The following is a 20,198-nucleotide window of genomic DNA, read 5'->3' as shown; positions in this document are numbered from 1 at the left end:
ATGGAACAACTCGTGTCAACCACAGAGAAGGAAACAACGACACCAGTAATGAAAGCGATTCAAAAACACACGGCCGGTTTTGGGGCAAAACTGGTCGACGTACCAGTTCCGACGCCAGGACCTGGAGAAGTACTCATTCAAGTCAAAGCGACATCGATTTGCGGGACCGATGTTCATATCTATGAGTGGGATGAGTGGTCACAAAGCCGTGTCAAACCACCGTATGTATTCGGTCATGAATTTTCGGGAGAAGTCGTGGCACTCGGGGAAGGGACGAAACGCATCAAAATCGGACAGACCGTATCCGCTGAGACTCATATCGTCTGCCATCAGTGTAAACAATGTTTGCGTGGACAGTATCACATCTGTAAAAATACAAAAATCATCGGTGTGGACACGCAAGGTTGTTTTGCAGAATACGTCGTTATGCCTGAAGAGAACCTATGGGTAAACCCGGAAACGATGCCGGCAAAACTTGCATCCATTCAAGAACCGCTTGGAAACGCGGTACACACGGTGCTAGCAAGTGACGTGTCTGCCAAATCGGTCGCCATCGTCGGATGCGGACCAATCGGACTCATGGCGGTAGGCGTTGCCAAAGCAGCTGGTGCGAGTCGCGTCTATGCGATTGATGTCAATCCGTATCGCTTAAAGCTCGCAGAAGAGATGGGGGCAGATGTCGTCATCAACAGTTTAGAAGAGAATCCGCTCGAATTGATTGAACGGGAGACGGAAGGAGACGGAATCGATGTCGTCTGCGAGATGAGCGGTCATCCGATTGCCATCGATCAGGCGTTCAAAATGGTCACGGCAGGCGGGGATGTCAACGTCTTGTCGCTCCCGGCTCGTCCGGTCGCCATCGACCTTACGCGTGATGTTGTCTTTAAAGGTGTCCGTGTCCAAGGTATTACAGGACGGAAGATGTACGAGACGTGGGGCCAAGTCTCGACGATGCTCGCGACAGGTCAGTTGAATGTCGAACCGATCATTACGCACGTTTTCAAGCTCGAAGAATTCGAAAAAGGGTTCGAACTCATGCGGGCAGGGAAATGTGGGAAGGTCGTCTTATTACCTTAAAGGGGGAAACAACATGGCATTTGAACATATTACAGAAGCAATCAATGAGATGAAAGAACAGGGGACGTTCCGTAAGCTTGTCCCACTCGAATCGGCACAAGGGAACGAAGTGACAATCGACGGGAAGTCACTCGTCCAGCTGTCATCAAACAACTACCTCGGACTTGCGAATCATCCACGTTTGAAGCAGGCAGCGATTGAAGCGGTCGAAGAGTACGGCGCAGGAACAGGATCAGTGCGTACGATTGCTGGTACGTTCGAGATGCACGAAGCGTTCGAGCGCGAACTCGCCGAGTTCAAACATACGGAAGCCTCACTCGTCTTCCAATCAGGATTCGCGACGAACCTCGGGGTCTTGTCTGCACTTCTCGGACCGGAAGATGTCGTCATCAGTGACGCACTCAACCATGCGTCAATCATCGACGGAATTCGTCTCACGAAAGCGGCGCGACGCATTTATAAGCACGTCGACCTCGAAGACTTGGAGAAGGCGTTAAAAGAGACACAGGATTATCGAACGCGTCTCGTCGTGACGGACGGAGTGTTCTCGATGGACGGGAACATCGCACCACTTCCGGCAATCGTCGAACTTGCAGAGAAATATGACGCTGCTGTCATGGTCGATGATGCGCACGCATCTGGCGTTCTCGGGAAGAACGGTCGCGGAACGGTCAACCACTTCGGTTTAGACGGACGTGTCGCGTTACAGGTCGGGACGCTCTCGAAGGCAATCGGTGTCTTAGGCGGGTATGTTGCCTGTTCACAAGACGTACGCGATTACTTGATCCACAAAGGTCGTCCGTTCCTCTTCTCGACATCACATCCACCGGCAGTCGTAGCGGCGAACCGTGAAGCGATCCGTGTCATGAAAGAGGAAGAAGAGTTGTTCGACAAGTTGTGGGCGAACACGGAATTCTTCAAGAACGGCCTACGTGACCTCGGTTTCGATATCGGACATGCGACGACACCAATCACCCCGGTCATGCTTGGCGAAGAGACGCTTGCGCATACGTTCTCAGACAAATTGAAAGAGCATGGCGTATTCGCTCAGAGTATCGCTTTCCCGACGGTTGAGCGTGGAAAAGCACGCATCCGGACCATCGTCACAGCGGAGCACACAAGAGATGACCTCGAACGTGCACTTGAGGCGTTCAAAACAGTCGCAGAAGAATTGAATGTGACACTACACGCATAAACGAGGACTGCAGACAATCTGTCTGCAGTTTTTTGATGGGATCTGTACACGAAATCGATTATATTCAGATAGAGCATAGATAGGGTAAACGAGAAATGTAGCATTTTCTTTGATATTTCAATTACCGTATTATTAGATTTTTATAAATCAAAAAGAGCGAGGAAAAGCTATGTTTCAGCAAGGAATATTTCAAGTGGGAATGGTGTTAGATCGAGAGACGTTTTCCATTCTAACGATTTCACCACCATTCATCATAAATGTGATTTTTAGTGTCTTGATTGTGGTATATGTCTTGTACTTTCGGAGTGAGGGTTGGAAAGAGAAATTGTGGAACGTTGTACTAATGTGCTACGCGCTCTTATTCATCTCTGTCTATATAGGAGCCTGGTTTGTGAGGCTGAAATACAACCTTACACCGAGTTTCAGTGAGTCGTTCGCCCTCGAATCCTTTCCTGGATGGAAGGTTTTTTTCAAGCAATGGATTGAGAACGGGATAGAAGAACCGAATTTGACAGCGAATGCGATTACGTTTGGTGCATTGTTGTTCTACTCTCGGAAGTTGAAAAGTAGAATTATGTGGGTGTTAAGATTAATTGCAATGATTCCTGTCAGTTTGTTTTTCATCATGTATATTCCGCAATTCCTTAGTTGGTTAATCCGATAAAAAAGAAGCAAGGCGCATTGCCTTGCTTAAATCATGAGTATCCCTCTAAATCCTCGAGACGCATAATAAGAATCTGCACCATTGTGATAGACAAAAGTGTGATCATAACGGCGGTCGCAGAACAGGGCGCCGCCTTTTTGACGAATCTCATTCGGTGTCAGAATCCAACTCGAGGTCTTCAAATCGAATTGACCGAGCGTTTGTAAATGTCGGTATGTTTTTTCGTCGAGAAGGGTTATGCCCATCTGTTCAGATAGGGCGACCGCGCTTCCGACGGGCTTATTCTTTTTACGTGCCTCAAGAGCGGGTTCGTCATAACAGAGACTTCTTCGACCGCTCGGACTCTCGACTGAACAGTCGCAAAAAGCGAGATCTCCGTTTGGGAGACGAATCACGTCTGGTTCTCCGCCGGTCTGTTCCATTAAGGAGAGTGTAGCCAACTTGTCCTGATTAACTTGAATTCGTTCCAATACGTCTGACCAGATGAGGTCAGGATGACGTTCAACGTTTTCGGTAAAGCGAGACTCTAACGTATTTAATAACTCGAGTGTTTCTTCGTGTGAAAGCTTCGACATGGGAATCACTCCGATCATTTGTTTCTTCTAGTATACGATATGAGTCGATACTGTTTGTCTATTCTATTGTGAGAAAGGGGAATCCAAATTGAATTTTGATGAAATAAACGTTGAGCATCTAAAGGTAAACTCATTTCAGACAATTGATCTGTTCACATTGAAAACAGACTATTTGAGTCGATTGCCTGTCGGTTCATATCGAGTCACAGACTACTGTGAACTTGATGTGATTGTCACAAAGTCACAATTAGGACGACTTCGGTACGTTGATTTAAGCTTACCGTTGGGCGTGTATATAGAGGGTCGACTTCTCTTTTTGTATGATCCGTATCGTCGTCAGATTTATTCAACACATGCACGAGTCGATTATCCAAATGAACAAAGTATCTCGACTGTTGATTTCTTATGTGCTCATAGTCACGACTTTCATGATCCTGATTCGTATTCACTGAAGAGTGAAAGAGTGTTTAACTTACCGTCGGACAGCAACTGGAGGGAATTTGGGTTACCAAAAGTGACATCGGCCCCATCGTTCATCTCCCGACTATTTACATTCCTAGACGTCTCTTCTTTTCAGGTGCTGTCGAAGAATAATCGATTTCTATCTGATCTCAAAAAATGGGCAGATCAGACAAAGTGTGAGTACAGTATTGAACATAATGAAAAATGGATGTGGTCGAATGACTATATGATGACCTGTAATTTTTCAAATGTATCTGAAGTTGAACTTCTTCAATTGGTTACGATGATTGAGGCAAGTGGAGAATTAGAAGGAATTCGTTTTTTGATTAAGACCGAAGCGTGTATTCTGTCACTTTTTATTTTAGGAGATATGAAGCAAGGCTATGGCGTAGGAGTATTTCAATACGGGAGTGACGAATAGGGAAAATTAAACACTGGATTGTAATTGAATAGAACGTCCAACTATTTATTTCGGTGGAAAATTCTATACAACAGGCGCCCTCTTTTAGAGAAGGCGCCTGTTGCTTATACAGATGATACGGTTAACATTGACTGTTCAGTTAATCGTCCGATCCAAATCAACGGAAGGGTCAAAAGTGCTCCGAGAAGGTAAACCGAATCAATCGGTAGTCCGTCCGCGAGAAGACCGAACAGTAAACTCCCCACACTGAATGCAAGGGCGTATCCTGTCTGTTGCACACTATATACATAAGGAAGCTGTGTAGCCGGAATCTGTTCTTGAATGACGGTGTTCGTCTGGATGATGCGGATTTGTGTAGCTGCGCCTTGAATGACTAACGCCAAAATCGCAAACGCGAGATGTGCAGTCATGCCGAACAAGAGGGCGGCAACAATGGATATGATAGCGGTCGACGGTAACGATGGCGCTCGTCGAGACCGATAAAGATGGGCACTCGCCGCAATCATACTGATCAAAAATGTTGCGTTGAGCGTCCCCCACCAGCCCGTATCGACTTGTAGATGTCGTTCGAGATAGACGAGAAGCAATGCCGAAATCCAGAGCGTGCTGACAAATGATTCATACGTCACAAACCATGTCACATGACGGGCGAATGGTGACGTATTTACATAAGTAAGACTAGCGCGTAAGGTAATCGATTCTTCCGCTCCATCATTGACGATGTCTTCCGTAAGCGATTGATTGAAGTAAATCGTCACAATCGTGGAAAGGACGAAGAGAACGAGGGAAACGATTAATGCGAAAGCGCTCGACGTGAAAGAGACGAGCATCGTCCCGAGTGGCCACATGGCGAGCTGGATGAACTGGTTGGACCCTTGAACCAGGCTGTTTGCTTGTTGACGATTCTTCGTCAATCTTGGGATGAATGACGCTTGGATCGGACGCGCGAACCCATCGAGGAAAGCGATCAACACGACAAGTCCGAGAACAAAGATTGAATCCGTTAAGAGGACGAGAACAAGGGTGACCGTCTTCATCAGTTGTGACAGGACGAGCGTTTTCCCTAGCGAGTAGCGGCTGAGGATACGGGCGAAAAAGAGTCCGCTGAGTGTCATACCGGCAGTCACGGCAATCGGGAAGCTGGCCGCCATGAAAGCGGACCCGGTTTGTTGATACAACGAGGCAATGAGCGCGACGATGTATAGGACATCGCCAATGTTTGCGAGCCATTGGCTAACGAGCAATGTGTAAAACGATTTCATCACAAATCTCCTCCGAATCTATTCAATTGGGTGGGTTGGAAGAATCGTTTTTACACATTTACACCTCTTCATAAAATAATATGAAAATAATTATACAAAATTTGATTAATTCTGTAAACTTGTCATATGATCGCAATTGTAAATATTAGGAGGGGGGAATGAATCAACAAGCTTTGAAACTAGTCGGTAAAAAGAAGTTGGAGTGGGTTACAACACGTGTACCAGCTCTTGAAGCAGATCAAGCTTTGATTGAAACCATCGCTACAGCCATTAGTGTTGGGGCAGAGCTTCCGCAATTCTATGAAAAAGAGTTACATATCGTCGGATCAAATGACGGTTGGGACTATAGAGAACATTTCAAGTGGTTTTTTGAAGCGAGTTGGCAAACCTCATACATACAAGAGATTTTTGAGTTGAACATTGATCAATATAGCTTAATTGCTACGTTTGAAAGACTAAGTGCACATGTCATCAATCCAATTGAGGTTGCAGTGACGTATAAAGGCGAATTGATAAATAACGAATGATAAGGATGAATCCATATGCTTGATTATAAAATAAATGACGAGATCGCATTGAGAATGTTCAATACAGACGATGCAGAAGCACTATTCAAACTAACGATGGTATCGAAACCTTATCTGCGAGAGTGGCTCGGTTGGCTTGACTACATTGAAACAGTAGAAGACTCAAAGCAGAACATAGAAGGACGAATCAAAGGACTGATTGAGACGGGTGGATTCCCAAAATCATTCGCTGTGATTTATAAAGGCGTGCTTGCCGGGACAATCGGATTTAATGAAATCGATCGTGGAATCCAATGTGGCACGATTGGGTATTGGCTCGGACAAAATTTTCAAGGGAAGGGCATCATGAGTCAATCACTCGGGACCATCATCGAGTATGGATTCCGAGACCTTAAACTAAATAAAATTGAGATTCGAGTCGCGACAAAGAATTTGAAGAGTCGGGCACTTCCGGAACGTTTCGGCTTCAAAGATGAAGGGACCATTCGTGATGCGGAATGGTTATATGATCATTATGTCGACCATGTCGTTTACGGATTGCTACGGAGTGAGTGGGTAAGATAAAAATAGAAAGGACATTCTCTCATGATGGGAGAATGTCCTTTGTGCAGGTCAATAATCAGTTTGGATGATTATTTCTAGTGAATTTTTTAGAATTTCCACATCTCGATGCGATAAATTTTCGAAAACTTTTTCATTCAGTTCTACTGTCGCAGCTTCGATTCCACTTCTCAATTCTTCAGCTTTTTGAGTAGGTACAACCAATACGTTTCTACGATTATCAGGATCAATCGAACGCTCGATGAGTCCTGATTTTTGCATTTTATCGAGTATTCCTGAAATTGTCGGAGCTTCTAGATACAACTTTTCCCCAATCTGTTTCGGTGAAAGCTGTCCTTCCCTCCACAAACAATTCAATACCCCATATTGAGCTGGAGTCACTTCATATTCTTCTAGTAGTTTGCTGAAAATTTTAAAAACCTTATTCTGGCTAGCGCTTAGTAAAAAGTTAATACAATCTTTCAATTCCATATCGTTCTCCCCTTATCTTGACACTATTCATCATATCATGTTAAATTCTGTGGTGAAACAGTTTTGGTACCGAATAATTTTATATACGAATCAAGATTTACCAGCTAGAAATCAACTTCATGATTAATAGTGAGGCAAAATGAGGAGGAAAACAAAAAATGAGTAATGAAATTCAATTTTCAAATTGCTATGTAAAAGTCGAAAATCACGTAGCCTATCTCTTCATCAATAATCCACCAGCAAATGTAATCAGTTCAGAGACGGTTCGCGGATTGTCAGCCTGTGTTGATTATGTCGCGAATGATTCAGAGATAAAGGCAGTCGTGATTACAGGGGAAGGGAAATTCTTCGTTGCAGGTGCTGATATCAAAGAATTTGTATCTGCGTTCGATAGTGAAGAAAAAGGAAAATCTCTATCTGTAGAAGCACAATCTGTCTTAAATAAAATCGAACAATTAAACAAACCTGTCATTGCTGCGATTAATGGAGCTTGCTTAGGTGGGGGTTTGGAGCTTGCAATGAGTTGTCATATGCGGATCGCTGCAGATGAAGCCAAGCTTGGGCAACCTGAACTGAACTTAGGATTAATACCGGGCTTTGGAGGTACGCAACGTTTGGCACGGCTTACGAATAAGTCGAAGGCTCTTGAAATGATTTTGACTAGTAAAATCATTGGTGGGAAAGAAGCGGAATCAATTGGCTTAGTGAACAAATCAGTGCCCCTTGTCGAATTAATGGATGAAGCGAAACGACTTGCCGAAACCATTGCTCTTAAAAAGAGTCGATCATCGATTGCGGCAACGATGGAGGCGGTAAATAAAGGTTTGGAAACAACATTAGAAGAAGGTCTGGCGATTGAAGCAAACCTTTGGGCAGGGTTGTTTACAACGGAAGATATGAAAGAAGGGGTCAATGCTTTTATCGAAAAACGTGAAGCAGAATTCCAAGATAAATAATGATCTGAACATTTCAATTTGTTTTCAGTATGTATATGTCGTGTTTAATTTATATTAACCAATATAATCTTCAAGGCGGTGATTGATAGTGGATGATCGAGAAAGTGTCGTCGCAGAACTTCAAAATGGAATTGGGTGGATCAAGCTGAATCGCCCCCGTGCGTTAAACTCTTTAAACGTTGACATGGTAGATACGATGAATGAACAGCTAAAAAAATGGAAGCTAGATGACACAGTTTCATTAGTATGTATTTATGGAGAAGGCGAAAAAGGTTTGTGTGCAGGTGGAGATATGCGAACCTTATACGATCTAAAAGAAAAAGGTATTGAAGCTTACGCCAATCAGTTCTTTTCGATTGAGTACGAGTTAGACTATGAGATTCATCATTATCCAAAACCAGTCGTCGTATTTATGGATGGTATAGTCATGGGAGGTGGTGTTGGACTATCCATTGGTGCCTCGCACCGGATTGTCACAGAATCATCAAAGTGGGCAATGCCTGAAATGAACATCGGTTTTTTTCCTGATGTCGGGGCAAGTTATTTTTTAAATCAAATGCCTGGTTTTGTTGGTAAATACCTCGCTCTAACCGCTAATGTTTTTCAGGCATCCGATGTACTCTATATTGGAGCGGCTGACTATTTTATTGAGAGCAAAGATTGGCCGAAGTTAAAAGAAGAGATGATGGAAAAACGTTGGATGCCGGATTCGGTTGATATGGAACTTGAACAGCTATTGGGGACGTTCCGAAAGCCGATTTCTCTTCCTTCGTCAATATCATCGGTACAAGACAAAATTGATCATCACTTTCAGTTTGAAACGATTGAAGAAATCATTTCATCTCTTAATGAAGCTGCGAGAACTGGGGATGAATGGGCTGATAGAACGATGAAGACACTCTTATCCAAATCACCGACTTCACTAAAGGTGACCCTTCGTCAAATACAGAAAGGGAAGGGACAATCTCTTCAAGCGTGTTTTGACATGGAACGAAGCCTCGCAATGAATTTTATGAAATCCCATGATTTTTATGAAGGAGTCCGTTCGGTACTTGTTGATAAAGATCGTACTCCGAAATGGAATCCTTCCAAACTTGACGAAGTGTCAGAACTCCATGTTAAATCTTTTTTTGAACAAGTATGTTAATAGAATATTTAAGTTCATTAACAGAACTAGACCCGCCCTTCACGAGAGGGCGGGTCTTTCGTCTGACTCGAATAATTCAGTTCCGAACTCTTCGTACGCCTGTTCATAGCGACGCAAGGAAGATTCTTTATGCATACAGGTAAGGTTCATCCGCTCGGATGGTGTCATATCGCTCGCATATGTCTTTAACACATGGGCGTTTCGAAGCATTGACGGGGTGACAGAACGCGCGAGCCCGCTCCGTTCGTTTAGTTGCCGCATCATCTTCGTGATCATGACAATCGTTAGTTGCTTCGGTTGATTTTTCGCATATACCCAGCGGAATGTCATCCGTGCAAAATCGAATGAGACGAAAACCGGATCTTCTGAGTACCAGCGTGGTCGTACCGGTGTCGGGATGTCGGCCAAATAATTCATAAGTAACGATTGGTCTTCTTGCGAGAGCTTCAACGTGAACTGGTTCCCGAGACGGTCATACACGTCAAAAGTATGATCAGCCAGATGCAGGTCGCTCATACGCAAGCGAATGATGTGATGGACTCGCAAACCGTATTTATAGAAGAGTGTCACAATCAATTCGTTCCGATTGACGAGATATGGGTGGGCTTGCAACTGATTCTCGCTCAATCCCCTCGTCGAACGAATCGTATGAACGAGTCGGTCGAATTCAGACTCGAGTGCGATCTGGTCGATGGACAATGTATGCGCCGGCTGCGAGTAGGCAAGCATCTTCTTCCGAAGAGGATTTAAAAAGTGGGTCAGGCTATTGATGACCGTGACGATTCGGGCGACGGTCGCCTGTTGATAGTGCTTCTCTTCGATTAAAAAATCATTCACAAACGTCTTCCACGATTCGATGGGGACGTCTAACCAGTCCGTCGGTTCGTTCAGTTCGACATTGTGGTCGTGAAAGTATTTATGCACGTCAATCAAGTCGTAGCGATATCGTTTTAGCGTCGAGGGTTGACGGCCGCTTGCTCCGAGATGATACAAGTACGTTTCGATAAATTCCGGGAGCGGATAGTCTTTTCTACGTTTCGTCATGGTCGAGCCTCCTTCTTCTTTTATCCTACCACAAACGGACGTTCTCTATACGTTGATTCGTGGTAAGATGAAAGGTGAGACTTTATGGAATGAGGGATTACATGATAGAACGTGAAAAAGTTGTCATCGTCGGCTGTCAGTTACCGAATGTCGATGATTGGACATATGAACAGTCGATGGGCGAGCTCGTCGAACTCGTGGATACGGCGCAAGGTGAAGTCGTCGCACGACTCGACCAAAAACGTCAACAAGTCGACCGTCGTACCTTTATCGGGAAAGGAAAAATTGAAGAGCTCGCGATGCTCGTCGAACAGTTCGAGCCGGATTTGTTAATCTTTAACGCCGAGTTGACACCGGCGCAGTCGAAGAACATTCGCATCGCCTTGAACGACCCGGATGAGATGAAGCTGATTGACCGTACGCAGCTCATCTTAGATATCTTTGCGAGCCGTGCGCAATCGCGCGAAGGGAAATTGCAGGTCGAACTCGCGCAGATGAACTATTTACTACCACGTCTCATTGGACAAGGGACACAGCTCTCGCGACTCGGTGGTGGAATCGGGACTCGTGGACCGGGTGAAACAAAACTTGAGTCGGACCGTCGCCACATCAAGCGTCGCATCGATGAGATTACGAAACAACTCGAAGGAACGGTCGCACACCGGGATCGCTACCGGGAACGTCGGAAAGAAAATCGCGTCTTCCAGGTCGCGCTCGTCGGGTATACGAATGCCGGGAAATCGACAATCTTTAATCGATTGACGGATGCAGATACGTATGAGCAGGATGAGTTGTTCGCAACACTTGATCCGTTGACGCGTGAACTCGAACTTCCACGCGGTGGAAAAGTGTTGATTACCGATACGGTAGGATTTATTCGTGATTTACCGACGAAACTCGTTGCCGCTTTCCGTTCAACTTTGGAAGAAGTGGTCGGTGCTGATTTGATCCTTCATGTCATCGATGCATCGAACCCACATTATTTGAACCAAATCGATACGACGAATGCGGTATTGGAAGAACTCGGTGCAAGTGAGGTCCCACAACTCGAGGTATATAATAAGAAAGACCGGCTCACGGAAGACTTCGTCGGTGGACCGTTGTTGATCTCTGCGATCGCATCAGAAGATATCGAACAGTTGATTGGTGCACTCGAAGATAAAATCTCGGACATTTTAACAAAAGTCCACGTCGTCTTACCGGTGACGGCTTTTGAACATTACCACCCAGCCAAAGAGGCGATGTACCGTCTTGAAGAAAACTTCTTGGATGACGGTTCTGTCGAGTTGGTAGGCTATATGAGAGAAGACACGCGTCTATATGCGACGCTAAAACAATTTGAGGTGTAAGTATGTGGCAAGAAAAGATTGAACATTATGATGCACTCGCGCCGTATGTGAAAAAGGCAGAGGCACGAGTGAAACCATTTTTTGAGAAGATTGAAGAGACGGCTGAGTTCAACCAGTATCGTGTTCTCGAATCGTTTAAAAAGCACAAAGTATCGGATTTCCATTTTAATCCGACGACGGGGTATGGATATGATGATCTCGGTCGTGACACGCTCGAGTCGATTTATGCAGACGTGTTCGGAGCAGAGCTCGCATTATGCCGACCGCAAATCATCTCGGGTACGCATGCGATTGGGATTGCCTTGTTCGGTGTCCTTCTACCAGGTGACGAATTGCTGTATATCACAGGGAAACCATATGACACGCTGGAGGAAATCGTCGGCATCCGTGGAGACGGTCGCGGCTCATTAAAAGAACTCGGTGTACATTACGACACTGTTGAATTAAAAGAAGAACGTGAAATCGACATCGACCGCGTCATCGAACGAATTCGTCCAGAAACGAAACTCGTCGGGATTCAGCGCTCGAAAGGATATGCGAATCGTCGCAGTATTCCAGTCGAAGAAATCAAGATTGCCATCGAACGCATCAAAGCGGCGCATCCGCATGTGTATGTGTTCGTGGACAATTGCTACGGTGAATTTGTCGAGACAATTGAACCGACGCACGTCGGAGCCGACTTGATGGCCGGTTCTCTGATCAAAAACCCAGGAGGCGGATTGGCGAAGACGGGAGGGTATATCGCAGGAACGAAAGAATTGATTGAACGTTGTTCGTTCCGGATGACCACTCCAGGTATTGGAAGTGAAGCCGGACCGTCGCTCTACTCGCTTCAAGAAATGTACCAAGGTTTTTATATGGCTCCTCATACTGTCGCACAAGCGTTGAAAGGGGCACACTTGACGGCAAGCCTTTTATCGTTGATTGGATTCGAGACTGATCCACATTATTCGACTCCGAGAACGGACTTGATTCAGTCAGTGACGTTCCGCGACCGTGAGAAGATGATTGCGTTTTGTCAAAGCATCCAAATGGCATCACCAGTAAACGCTCATGCGTTACCTGTTCCGGCCTATATGCCTGGATATGAAGATGATGTCATCATGGCAGCAGGCACGTTCATTCAAGGTTCATCAATCGAGTTGTCAGCGGATGGACCGCTTCGAGCACCATACACAGCGTATGTTCAAGGTGGTCTGACGTATGCTCATGTTAAAGTCGCTCTCATGTTGGCGTTGAGCCAATTACACGATAAAGGACTGGTCGAATTCAACGACCAAAATCAGCAAGCGCATTTGTAACCGTTCTGTCATGTTAACTTTCTTAACATCTATTGACAGGATTGTTGTCATGTATTATTCTCACATTGTGAGACAGAAAAGGAGGGGTAAGGATGGCTGATCAATTTCGTCGCTCCAACCCGTTGTTTCCGATTGGAATCGTCCAAGATCTGACGCAACTGACTGGTAGGCAGATTCGGTATTATGAAGAACAGGGTCTGATTTCGCCTAGTCGGACGGAATCGAAACGACGGCTTTATTCCTTTAATGATGTCGAACGTCTACTCGCAATCAAGGATTACATTGATCAAGGCTTTAATCTGGCGGCAATTCGTCACATGTTAGAGCAAGAAGGTGAAAAAGAAGCAGAAGCGTCTGCTCCGGCCGCACCGGTCAATGAAGCACCAAAGGTTTCGGAAAAAGAGTTACATCATTTGTTGAAAACACAGCTTCAAGAAGCCGGTCGTTTCAATAAGACGTCGCTCATTCAAGGCGAGCTTTCACGTTTTTATCGATAACGCCGCACACATCAACCATTACACAATGTGAGAGGGGACATTTTACCATGGCCAGAAAAACGTTCACAAAAGAAGACATTAAACGCATCGCACAAGAGGAAGACGTACGCTTTATTCGTCTTCAATTCACGGATATCCTCGGAACAATCAAAAACGTCGAGGTGCCGATCAGCCAATTGGACAAAGCACTTGATAACAAGATGATGTTTGACGGATCATCAATCGAAGGATTCGTCCGCATCGAGGAATCAGACATGTACTTATATCCAGACCTCAACACATGGGTTGTCTTCCCGTGGACAGATGGCAGCGGAAAAGTCGCTCGCTTAATTTGTGATATTTATAACCCAGACGGTACACCATTCAGTGGTGACCCGCGCGGTACACTCAAGCGTAACCTTGAGAAAATGCAAAAACTTGGCTTCTCAGCGTTCAACGTTGGACCAGAGCCAGAATTCTTCTTGTTCAAGAAAGACGCATCAGGTCGTCCGACACTTGAACTTAACGACCAAGGTGGATATTTCGACTTGGCGCCAGTTGACCTCGGTGAAAACTGCCGTAAAGAAATCGTCATCGAACTTGAAAACATGGGCTTTGAAATCGAAGCATCACACCACGAAGTTGCACCAGGACAACACGAAATCGACTTCAAGTATGCAGATGCTGTCACAACGGCAGATAACATCCAAACGTTCAAGCTCGTTGTTAAGACGATTGCTGCGAAGTATGGTCTTCACGCGACATTCATGCCAAAACCACTCTTTGGAGTAAACGGTTCAGGAATGCACGCGAACATGTCACTCTTCAAAGGTGACACAAACGTCTTCTACGATCCGAATGGCGACATGGAACTTTCAGACACAGCTCGCGCGTTCACAGCTGGTATCTTGGAGCACGCTCGTGCGTTCACAGCAGTATGTAACCCGACTGTGAACTCTTACAAGCGTCTTGTACCTGGTTACGAAGCACCTTGCTACGTTGCATGGAGCGCACGCAACCGTTCGCCACTCGTACGTGTACCAGCAGCACGTGGTCTCTCAACTCGTATCGAAGTACGCTCGGTTGACCCAGCAGCGAACCCGTACCTCGCACTTGCTGCTCTCTTGGCTTCAGGTCTTGACGGAATCGAAAAAGATTTGAATGCACCAAAACCAATCGACAGCAACATTTACGTGATGGACAAGCCAGAGCGTGTTGCGAACGGAATCGACGATCTCCCAGCAACGCTCTTCGACGCACTCGAAGTCCTTCGTGCGGACAAAGTCGTGATGGAATCACTCGGTGAGCACATCGGCGAACACTTCCTCGAATTGAAAGAAATCGAGTGGGATATGTTCCGTATGCAAGTCACGGAGTGGGAACGCGATCAGTACATGACGCTCTACTAATAGAAGAAATATGCAAAAAGAGCACGGAATGACCTTCATCTGAAGATTGTTCCGTGCTCTTTCATTTACTATGCCATTTAAGTAAAAAAAACCACCTCCGCGAAAAAATCGGCAGGTGGTCCTTTTAATTGTTCAGAATGCTTTCTTAAAAAATGTTGATGTATAGTCGAGCATCGTGTGTAGCGTCGTTGCAAATACGAGACCTAAAAAGAACGACATGCCGTGAACGTCCACCCACGACCGAATTTCTGTTTCATATGCCGTGAAAGGCAAAAGTAGAATGAGTGGAAAGCCGATGTACGCAATCCGAATTAGGTCACTCAAAACAGGTAAATGCGAAAAGAGCGAACGGTGCGGCATGAGCTTTACGTAAGGGAGCCATATGAATTTAAGTGGACCCCATCGGTAATAGGCGTCTGATTTTAAGTCAAGGTCTGGGGAGAGCCAGAGTGTACCGATAATCGCACCGATGATCAATGCGAACGGAATATCGATTTCAATAAAAGGCGTGGCAACCGCAAGTGCGCCGGTTGCCACGAGATTCGTTCGGGTATGGGTCTTGCCACTAGCCATTAATGAATCGTCCGGTATACACCGATGACCTTCCCTAAAATCGAGACGTTGTCAAAATACATCGCTTCTAACTCGTCGTTCTCCGGTTGAAGGCGGACCTTTGAAGCTTCCTTATAAATCCGCTTCACAGTCGCTTCGCCTTCTTCCGTCATAGCAACGACAATCTCTCCATTGTCGGCCGTGCTCTGCTGGCGGACGAGCACACGGTCTCCGTCTAAAATGCCTGCGTTGATCATCGAATCCCCAGAGACAGACAACATGTATACATTATCTGAACCGACGATATGTGCTGGGAGCGGGAAGTGCTCTTCCACGTTCTCGATGGCGGTGATCGGTGTCCCGGCAGTGACTTTCCCGATGACCGGTACGTACATGACGGACTCTTGTTCTTCCATTGTAGGAATATCTTCAGTCAAAATTTCAATCGCGCGAGGTTTCGTCTTGTCTCGACGGATCAACCCGCGTTTTTCCAAACGATCTAAGTGACCATGTACGGTCGAACTAGAAGCAAGGCCGACGGCTTCTCCAATTTCACGAACAGAAGGCGGATATCCCTTTGCCCGAACTTCGTCTTTGATGAAATCAAGAATCTGTTGTTGTCGCGCTGACATTTTTTTCATTATGTTCACCTCGATGTAATCGAATAACCTGCAAACGCATCCTATTCTTTATGTGTCTAGTGTAACACAAGAACACATGAGCGTACAAACATTCGTTCGTTTTTTTTGTGTTGACCGAACACGGGTTCTTGTTTTATGATGAGAACAGATAAACGAACAAACGTTCTAACGAACGTATATTCTTATACAGGAGGCAATGCAATCATGAAAGATACACTTAACGGAATCATTTTAGTCGGGATGCTCTTGGTCGGGATGTTCGCTTTTTATTTGGCAGGGGAGATGCGGGGGGAACCGGCGGTAGTCGAACCGGTCGTCACTACGGAACGTACGATTGAAGAAGAAGTCGCTTATGCCCAAGCGGAATCACTCGAAGCGCAAATTATGGCAGAGCGAGAAGAGCATAATGAACGAAAAACAAAATGGTATGCCGCTGAGTGATTGTTGATCGTTGCGAACCGTTCTGGAACTGTGTATCGTAAGGAATGAATGCGATGAAAGGGAGTGATGCGATGCGAGTCGTCATCTATTGTCGGGTATCGACGAACAAGTCCACCCAAGAGACATCACTCAGTCGGCAAGTCGATGAATTACAGCATCTAGCTTCGCAACTAGGGGCAGAAGTCATAGAGATCATCACGGAGCAAGAGAGTGGATATGATGTGAATCGACAGGGGCTCCTTGATTTGCTTGACCATGTGTCGATGTCTGATTTGGATGCCGTGCTTGTCACGGACGACAGTCGCCTGGGACGAGGGAATGCCAAGATTGCCATCTTGCATACATTGATGAAGCATGACGTTCGGTTGCTGACGATGCAATCGACGTCGGAATATGTCGTTTCTGATGCCGAAAAAATGGTATTAGAGATTGTCAGTGTTGTGGAAGAGTATCAACGTAAAATTCACAACGCTAAAATTTCTCGCGGGATGCGCCGTGCTGTCGCTAACGGATTCAATCCACAGCGTAATATTCAAAACAATGATCAAGGTGGACGACATCGAATCGAAGTGCCGATTGAGGAGATTATCCAACTGCGCGAGCGTGGGTTGACGTTTGCTGAGATTGCGGCAACACTCCGTGGATTCGGTTATGAAGTGTCGAAAGCGACCGTCAATCGACGGTATCTCGAGCACCAGTCAGTAGCTGAAACTTGATTCTTCCTCTCTGATTTTGTAAAGTATAAGAACAAATTCACTAGAGAGGGGGCGAGTCAGATGTTAGCACCAGGACAATTGGAGCGAATCAATTTCCTCGCCAACAAAGCGAAGACAGAAGGACTGTCTCAAGATGAGATGAACGAACAACAAGATTTACGCCAAGAATATTTGAAGGCGTTCCGTCAATCGTTCAAATCGCAAATGATGGGTATGAAGGTCGTCGATCCAGAAGGAAACGACGTCACACCAGAGAAATTGAAAGAAGATCAAAAACGCTATCGTGGCGAGTGATGCTGAATGCACATCCTATTTCGTATAGGATGTGCATTTTTGTTATACACGAACTGTCATCAGACGAACGGATTGCTGTTTTTTCAAGGCAATTGAAGGAAACGATTTCACCAAATGTGTTATACTAATTAATTAGTTGTGACACACGAATGAGTGTGATAAAATATGACGGGTAGAAAACCTTCTTAACACAGAGAGGATGAAATTAGTGGAAACAACTACTAAAGAATTATTAGCGATTAACTCGATCCGGACGCTCTCAATTGATGCGGTCCAAAAAGCGAACTCTGGTCACCCAGGGATGCCGATGGGTGCTGCACCTATGGCGTTTACACTTTGGACAGACAAAATGCGTCACAACCCGAAAAACCCGAACTGGTTCAACCGTGACCGTTTCGTTCTTTCGGCAGGTCATGGATCGATGCTCTTGTATTCGCTCCTTCACTTGTCTGGATATGATTTGTCGATGGACGACCTTAAATCATTCCGTCAAATGGACTCGAAGACTCCTGGTCACCCAGAATACCGTCATACGGCTGGTGTAGATGCGACGACGGGCCCACTTGGACAAGGGATTGCAATGGCTGTCGGGATGGCCATGGCCGAGAAGCACTTAGAAGCGACTTACAACCGCGACGAGTTCAACGTCGTTGACCACTACACGTTCGGGATTTGCGGAGACGGAGACTTGATGGAAGGTGTATCGGCAGAAGCGGCATCACTCGCTGGTCACTTGAAGCTCGGTAAACTCGTCGTTCTTTACGATTCAAACGATATCTCACTCGATGGCGATCTTCACAAATCGTTCTCTGAAAGCGTAGAAGACCGTTTCAACGCGTACGGATGGCAAGTCATTCGTGTCGAAGACGGAACAGATATCGATTCGATCGCAAAAGCAATCGATGCAGCGAAAGCTGAAACGTCAAAACCTACATTGATCGAAGTGAAAACGGTCATCGGATTCGGTTCACCGAACAAATCAGGTAAATCGGCATCACACGGTGCTCCACTTGGAGATGCGGAAATCGAATTGACGAAACAGTTCTATAAATGGGAAGGCGAGCCATTCTACGTACCAAACGAAGTATATGACCTATTCAACGAGAAAGTTGTCGAGCCTGGCGCGAAATATGAGTCAGACTGGAACGAACTCGTAGAAGCATATAAAGCGGCACATCCAGAACTCGGTGCACAGTTCGAGCGTGCAATGAATAACGAACTTCCTGAAGGTTGGGACAGCGAGTTGCCAACATTCGAAATCGGTTCGAAAAAAGCAACACGTCAAACGAGCGGCGAAGTCTTAAACGCAATCGCGAAAGCAGTACCGACACTCTTCGGTGGATCTGCTGACCTTGCCGGGTCAAACAACTCGATGATTAAAGGTGCAGTGGACTTCGATGAAGATCCAGCTGGACGTAACATCTGGTTTGGTGTTCGTGAGTTCGCAATGGCAGCAGCTGTAAACGGAATGGCACTTCATGGCGGCGTCCTTCCTTACGGTGCGACATTCTTCGTCTTCTCGGATTACCTTCGCCCGGCAGTTCGTCTTGCTGCACTCATGGGACTTCCGTCAACGTTCATCTTGACGCACGACTCAATTGCAGTTGGTGAAGATGGCCCAACACACGAGCCAGTTGAACATTTGATGAGTTTCCGCGCGATGCCGAACCTCTCTGTTCTTCGTCCGGCAGACGGGAAAGAAACAATCGCTGCTTGGAAACAGGCGGTAACATCGAAAACGACACCTTCACTTCTCGTCTTGACACGTCAAGCGTTACCAGAGCTTGAAGGCACATCGGTTGAAACGGCAGCAAAAGGAGCATACGTCGTTGCAGGTGAATCGAAAGATGCAGATGTCCTCTTGCTCGGTACGGGTTCTGAAGTACACGTTCTCGTTGAAGCGCGTGAGCAACTTGCGGCTGAAGGCGTGAATGCGGCAGTCGTATCGATGCCATCATGGGAACTCTTTGAAGCGCAATCTGCTGAGTATAAAGAGTCTGTCCTTCCATCTTCAATCACGAAGCGTGTATCACTTGAAGCAGGTGCGACACTTGGTTGGTATAAATATGTAGGATTCGGTGGAAAAGTACTCGGAATCGACAAGTTCGGAGCATCTGCACCTGGGGACCTCCTCATGAAAGAATACGGCATGTCAGTCGACAACGTCGTCAATGCAGTAAAATCACTTTAATCGAATTCGAAAATCTCGTGACGACCATTTGTTTGGTCGTCACTTTTTTTCTGGACGACTAGCGAAGTTGGTCAATTTAGTGTATAGTAAAAAACGATGTTTCATATGGTAGAGGAGGTAAAGCCTTGAGTACATTATTCTGGATTCTTCTTGTCGTGGCAGCACTCATCGGGGGTATCGCGATCGGATTCTTTATCGCGCGTAAATACATGATGAACTACCTTGAACAGAACCCGCCAATCAATGAAGATATGATTCGTACGTTGATGATGCAAATGGGTCAAAAGCCATCACAGAAGAAAGTTAACCAAGTGATGCGCGCCATGAACGTGCAGATGAAAAACGAAAAGAAATCATAATCAATCACGAGAGCACTTCGGTATCCGAAGTGCTTTTTTTTTGTTTCCTCTTTTTGTTAGACAATCGAACAGACTTTCGCTACGATTAATGAATAATCTTCATATAA

22 protein-coding genes are annotated in these 20,198 nt (G+C 45.8%); 16 read left to right on the top strand and 6 right to left on the bottom strand.

The window, feature by feature from the left end; genetic code table 11:
- Complete coding sequence (gene tdh, locus KNO75_RS04735) at positions 1-1,077, top strand: L-threonine 3-dehydrogenase (RefSeq protein WP_214820110.1); 1,077 nt, start codon at positions 1-3, stop codon at positions 1,075-1,077.
- 13 nt (positions 1,078-1,090) lie between these two features.
- A complete protein-coding gene (locus KNO75_RS04730; protein ID WP_214820108.1) occupies positions 1,091-2,272 on the top strand; it encodes a glycine C-acetyltransferase in 1,182 nt (393 codons plus the stop codon).
- 690 nt (positions 2,273-2,962) lie between these two features.
- On the opposite strand, the gene KNO75_RS04725 is transcribed toward KNO75_RS04730, so the two are convergent.
- Complete coding sequence (locus KNO75_RS04725; RefSeq protein ID WP_214820106.1) at positions 2,963-3,511, bottom strand: DUF4256 domain-containing protein; 549 nt, start codon at positions 3,509-3,511, stop codon at positions 2,963-2,965.
- Between the two features lie 88 nt (positions 3,512-3,599).
- Here KNO75_RS04725 and KNO75_RS04720 point away from each other — a divergent pair, with 88 nt between their 5' ends.
- Entirely contained in the window at positions 3,600-4,394 is a 795-nt protein-coding gene (locus KNO75_RS04720; protein ID WP_214820104.1) for a hypothetical protein, read from the top strand.
- Positions 4,395-4,498: 104 nt separating this feature from the next.
- Here the strand turns inward: KNO75_RS04720 and KNO75_RS04715 are convergent, their stop codons facing one another.
- Positions 4,499-5,656, bottom strand: a complete 1,158-nt coding sequence (locus KNO75_RS04715) for an MFS transporter (RefSeq protein WP_214820102.1) — start codon at positions 5,654-5,656, stop codon at positions 4,499-4,501.
- 158 nt (positions 5,657-5,814) lie between these two features.
- On the opposite strand from KNO75_RS04715, the gene KNO75_RS04710 reads away from it, so the two are divergent.
- Together KNO75_RS04710 and KNO75_RS04705 are read left to right on the top strand one after the other, a co-directional pair.
- Entirely contained in the window at positions 5,815-6,183 is a 369-nt protein-coding gene (locus tag KNO75_RS04710; protein ID WP_214820100.1) for a hypothetical protein, read from the top strand.
- A gap of 15 nt (positions 6,184-6,198) precedes the next feature.
- Positions 6,199-6,747, top strand: a complete 549-nt coding sequence (locus KNO75_RS04705) for a GNAT family N-acetyltransferase (protein WP_214820099.1) — start codon at positions 6,199-6,201, stop codon at positions 6,745-6,747.
- A 48-nt stretch (positions 6,748-6,795) separates the two neighbouring features.
- Here the strand turns inward: KNO75_RS04705 and KNO75_RS04700 are convergent, their stop codons facing one another.
- Positions 6,796-7,215 carry a MarR family winged helix-turn-helix transcriptional regulator gene (locus KNO75_RS04700; protein ID WP_214820097.1) on the bottom strand — a complete coding sequence of 140 codons (420 nt, stop codon included), beginning with the start codon at positions 7,213-7,215 and terminating at the stop codon, positions 6,796-6,798.
- Positions 7,216-7,373: 158 nt separating this feature from the next.
- Between KNO75_RS04700 and KNO75_RS04695 the strand changes: the two genes are divergently transcribed.
- Both KNO75_RS04695 and KNO75_RS04690 read left to right on the top strand, forming a co-directional pair.
- A complete protein-coding gene (locus tag KNO75_RS04695; RefSeq protein ID WP_214820095.1) occupies positions 7,374-8,171 on the top strand; it encodes an enoyl-CoA hydratase in 798 nt (265 codons plus the stop codon).
- An 88-nt stretch (positions 8,172-8,259) separates the two neighbouring features.
- On the top strand, positions 8,260-9,318 hold the full coding sequence (locus tag KNO75_RS04690) for an enoyl-CoA hydratase/isomerase family protein (RefSeq protein WP_214820093.1): 1,059 nt from the start codon (positions 8,260-8,262) through the stop codon (positions 9,316-9,318).
- 39 nt (positions 9,319-9,357) lie between these two features.
- Here the strand turns inward: KNO75_RS04690 and KNO75_RS04685 are convergent, their stop codons facing one another.
- On the bottom strand, positions 9,358-10,362 hold the full coding sequence (locus tag KNO75_RS04685) for a tyrosine-type recombinase/integrase (RefSeq protein WP_214820091.1): 1,005 nt from the start codon (positions 10,360-10,362) through the stop codon (positions 9,358-9,360).
- A 101-nt stretch (positions 10,363-10,463) separates the two neighbouring features.
- Here KNO75_RS04685 and hflX point away from each other — a divergent pair, with 101 nt between their 5' ends.
- The 4 genes from hflX to glnA all read left to right on the top strand — a co-directional run bounded on the left by hflX (position 10,464) and on the right by glnA (position 14,897).
- The gene (hflX, locus tag KNO75_RS04680) at positions 10,464-11,711 is read left to right on the top strand and encodes a GTPase HflX (protein ID WP_214692745.1); all 1,248 of its coding nucleotides are present in this window, start codon (positions 10,464-10,466) and stop codon (positions 11,709-11,711) included.
- Between the two features lie 2 nt (positions 11,712-11,713).
- On the top strand, positions 11,714-13,012 hold the full coding sequence (locus tag KNO75_RS04675; protein WP_214692731.1) for a methionine gamma-lyase family protein: 1,299 nt from the start codon (positions 11,714-11,716) through the stop codon (positions 13,010-13,012).
- Positions 13,013-13,104: 92 nt separating this feature from the next.
- Positions 13,105-13,509, top strand: a complete 405-nt coding sequence (locus KNO75_RS04670) for a MerR family transcriptional regulator (RefSeq protein WP_214692728.1) — start codon at positions 13,105-13,107, stop codon at positions 13,507-13,509.
- 47 nt (positions 13,510-13,556) lie between these two features.
- On the top strand, positions 13,557-14,897 hold the full coding sequence (gene glnA / locus KNO75_RS04665; protein ID WP_214692727.1) for a type I glutamate--ammonia ligase: 1,341 nt from the start codon (positions 13,557-13,559) through the stop codon (positions 14,895-14,897).
- Between the two features lie 132 nt (positions 14,898-15,029).
- On the opposite strand, the gene KNO75_RS04660 is transcribed toward glnA, so the two are convergent.
- The gene (locus KNO75_RS04660) at positions 15,030-15,470 is read right to left on the bottom strand and encodes a metal-binding protein (RefSeq protein ID WP_214820090.1); all 441 of its coding nucleotides are present in this window, start codon (positions 15,468-15,470) and stop codon (positions 15,030-15,032) included.
- Positions 15,470-16,090 carry a transcriptional repressor LexA gene (lexA, locus tag KNO75_RS04655; RefSeq protein WP_214820087.1) on the bottom strand — a complete coding sequence of 207 codons (621 nt, stop codon included), beginning with the start codon at positions 16,088-16,090 and terminating at the stop codon, positions 15,470-15,472. The genes KNO75_RS04660 and lexA overlap by 1 nt, the downstream gene beginning before the upstream one ends.
- Before the next feature lie 204 nt (positions 16,091-16,294).
- On the opposite strand from lexA, the gene KNO75_RS04650 reads away from it, so the two are divergent.
- From KNO75_RS04650 to KNO75_RS04630, 5 genes are all read left to right on the top strand, one after another.
- On the top strand, positions 16,295-16,531 hold the full coding sequence (locus KNO75_RS04650) for a hypothetical protein (RefSeq protein WP_214761519.1): 237 nt from the start codon (positions 16,295-16,297) through the stop codon (positions 16,529-16,531).
- A gap of 71 nt (positions 16,532-16,602) precedes the next feature.
- Positions 16,603-17,247 carry a YneB family resolvase-like protein gene (locus KNO75_RS04645; RefSeq protein WP_214821673.1) on the top strand — a complete coding sequence of 215 codons (645 nt, stop codon included), beginning with the start codon at positions 16,603-16,605 and terminating at the stop codon, positions 17,245-17,247.
- A gap of 60 nt (positions 17,248-17,307) precedes the next feature.
- Positions 17,308-17,541 carry a DUF896 domain-containing protein gene (locus KNO75_RS04640; protein WP_074033199.1) on the top strand — a complete coding sequence of 78 codons (234 nt, stop codon included), beginning with the start codon at positions 17,308-17,310 and terminating at the stop codon, positions 17,539-17,541.
- A gap of 199 nt (positions 17,542-17,740) precedes the next feature.
- Entirely contained in the window at positions 17,741-19,732 is a 1,992-nt protein-coding gene (gene tkt / locus KNO75_RS04635) for a transketolase (protein ID WP_214820085.1), read from the top strand.
- Between the two features lie 125 nt (positions 19,733-19,857).
- The gene (locus KNO75_RS04630; protein ID WP_012726454.1) at positions 19,858-20,091 is read left to right on the top strand and encodes a YneF family protein; all 234 of its coding nucleotides are present in this window, start codon (positions 19,858-19,860) and stop codon (positions 20,089-20,091) included.
- The last annotated feature ends 107 nt before the right edge of the window (positions 20,092-20,198 follow it).

It is taken from the genome of Exiguobacterium sp. s35 (assembly GCF_018617535.1).
In the GTDB taxonomy this organism is placed as follows: Bacteria; Bacillota; Bacilli; order Exiguobacteriales; family Exiguobacteriaceae; genus Exiguobacterium; species Exiguobacterium aestuarii.
Note: the sequence above shows the minus strand (reverse complement) of the source record. Positions and strands in the feature narration are given on the sequence as shown.